This is a genomic window from Thermoanaerobaculia bacterium, from assembly GCA_035260525.1.
Classification (GTDB): domain Bacteria; phylum Acidobacteriota; class Thermoanaerobaculia; order UBA5066; family DATFVB01; genus DATFVB01.
This window is the reverse complement of the sequence record DATFVB010000243.1, coordinates 1-2,418: the sequence shown is the minus strand read 5'-3', so window position 1 is coordinate 2,418 and position 2,418 is coordinate 1. Positions and strand designations below refer to the sequence as shown.

The window sequence follows — 2,418 nt, the reverse complement described above, 5'->3', positions numbered from 1 at the left end:
CCACCGGCAGGCCGAGCGCCTGATAGATGATGCCGGAGTAGAAGTCGACGTTCGGGTAGAGCTTGCGCTTGACGAAGTACTCGTCCTCGAGCGCGATCTTCTCGAGCTCGAGCGCGATCTCCAGCAGCGGGTTCTTCCCGGTCACGGCGAAGACGTCGTCGGCGATCTTCTTGATGATCTTCGCGCGCGGATCGTAGTTCTTGTAGATCCGGTGGCCGAAGCCCATCAGGCGCTTCTCGCCGTGTCCTTCCTTCACTTCCTTGATGAAAGCGGGAACGCGGTCCTTCGTGCCGATCTCGGCGAGCATCTTGAGCACCGCCTCGTTCGCGCCGCCGTGGAGCGGCCCGTAGAGCGCGGCGCACGCTCCCGCCACGGCCGAGAACGGGTCGGCGTGGGAGGACCCGATGGCTCGCATCACGGAGGTCGACGCGTTCTGCTCGTGATCGGCGTGCAGGATGAAGAGGACGTCGAGCGCGCGCGCGAGGGCGGGCTCGGGCCGGTACTTCACCTCGGTCATCTTGAAGAGCATGTTCAGGAAGTTCTGGGTGTAGGTGAGGTCGTTGTCCGGATAGGCGTAGGGGAGCCCGCGGCTGTGCCGGTAGGCGAAGGCGGCGAGCGTCGGCATCTTGGCGACGAGACGGTAGATCTGGGTCCGGCGGGAGGCCTCGTCGTGGATGTTCCGCGCGTCGGGATAGAACGTCGAGAGCGCGCCCACGGTCGCGACGAGGATCCCCATCGGGTGCGCGTCGTAGGCGAACCCGTCCATGAACTTCTTGATGCTCTCGTGGAGCATCGTGTGGTACGTGATCTGCCGGGTCCACTCTTCGTTCTCCGTCTTGTTCGGAAGCTCGCCGTGGAGGAGCAGGTACGCGACCTCCAGGAAGGAGCAGTGCTCGGCCAGCTCCTCGATCGGGTATCCGCGATAGCGCAGGATGCCCTTGTCCCCGTCGATGAACGTGATCGCGCTCCGGCACGAGGCGGTGTTCATGTAGGCGGGGTCGTAAACCATCAGGCCGGGGTCCTCGGGACCGGACTTGATCTTCTTCAGGTCCGTCCCGCGAATGGTCCCGTTTTCGATCGGAACGTCGTACGACTTGCCCGTACGCCCGTCGACGATTTTCAAGTGATCCAGGGTGACGGCGGTCTCGGTTTCCATCGTGTTCTCCACGGTCAGCGACATCGCAAAACCTCCTTGACGATATCGCAAGCCTAGGGTGGTCCGCCGGAATCGGAATGATTCGATTGGCTCAAATTCGGGAAGGGAGGCGGCTCTCCCGGCGTCCAAAACGATGCATCTGCATCAAAGGCGGCCCGGCCGCCGCAGCCTACGCTTCCCCGCAACACCTCGCGGGAGGAGAGCCCATGACCGGTTTATCCCCGTCTCTCCCGGATATCGACCCGGGAATCGCGCCGGACCGGCGGGACGGGACGATCTCGGCCTCCCCCTCCCGCCTCGAGGATCGGCGCCGGGCGGGCGCGCGGAATGCGGAAGCTGGCCGGGACGCGGACCGGTTCACGGTCGGCTCCGGGCCTTTGGTTTTTCGAACAGGAAAGGGAGGTACCACATGAGTCCCGAGGTAACGGCTCCGGAAGTCTCTCTGAACCGCTGGTGGCGCGTCGTGGGCGGGCTCTTCATGAACCTGGCTCTCGGCTCGCTCTACGCCTGGAGCGTGTTCGTCGCTCCGCTCGAGAAGGAATTCGGGTGGAAGCGGTCCGACACGTCCTCGGTGTTCATGTGGGCGATCGTCGCGTTCGCCCTGAGCTTCATCGTGGCGGGCCGGCTGCAGGACAAGCTCGGTCCGTTCCGGGTGTCGCTGACCGGCGCCATCCTGCTGACGCTCGGGTTCCTGCTCTGCGCGCGCACGACGAGTCTCACGTACCTCATCGTCTGCTTCGGCATCCTCGTCGGCGCCGGCAACGGATTCGGCTACGCGACGCCGATCCCGGTCATGGCCAAGTGGTTCCCCGACAAGCGCGGCCTCGCGGTCGGGTTGGCCGTCGCCGGCTACGGCGGCGGCTCCGCGATCTTCGGGCCGCTCGCGAACCTGTGGCTGATTCCGCGCTACGGATGGCGGACGACGTTCACCGTGCTCGGCGCCGTGTTCTTCGTGATGACGCTGATCGGCGCCTATCTCCTGAAGAACCCCCCGGTCGGGTACCGGCCGGCCGGCTGGGCGCCCGCGCCGGCGGCGAAGGCCGCCGCGACGACCCACGAATTCACCCCCGGAGAGATGTGGCGGACCCCGACGGCCTGGTACATGTGGATCGCCTACGCGCTCGGCTGCTCGGCCGGCCTCATGGTGATCAGCCAGCTCGTCCCGTTCGCCAAGAGCATGGGGATTCCGAGCACGGCGCTCGTGACGATGACGTTGATCGTGGGGGCGACCGGAAGCGCCGCGGGTCGAGTGCTCTCGGGGT

The 2,418-nt window shown here is 65.8% G+C and carries 2 protein-coding genes; one reads left to right on the top strand and one right to left on the bottom strand.

Going from position 1 to position 2,418, the window contains the following annotated elements:
* Nucleotides 1–1,180, bottom strand: a 1,180-nt coding sequence (locus VKH46_12120; GenBank protein ID HKB71584.1) for a citrate synthase, incomplete at its 3' end; no start/stop codon positions are given.
* Nucleotides 1,181–1,565: 385 nt separating this feature from the next.
* On the opposite strand from VKH46_12120, the gene VKH46_12115 reads away from it, so the two are divergent.
* Nucleotides 1,566–2,418: MFS transporter (locus VKH46_12115; protein ID HKB71583.1), on the top strand; the 853-nt coding region annotated here is incomplete at its 3' end.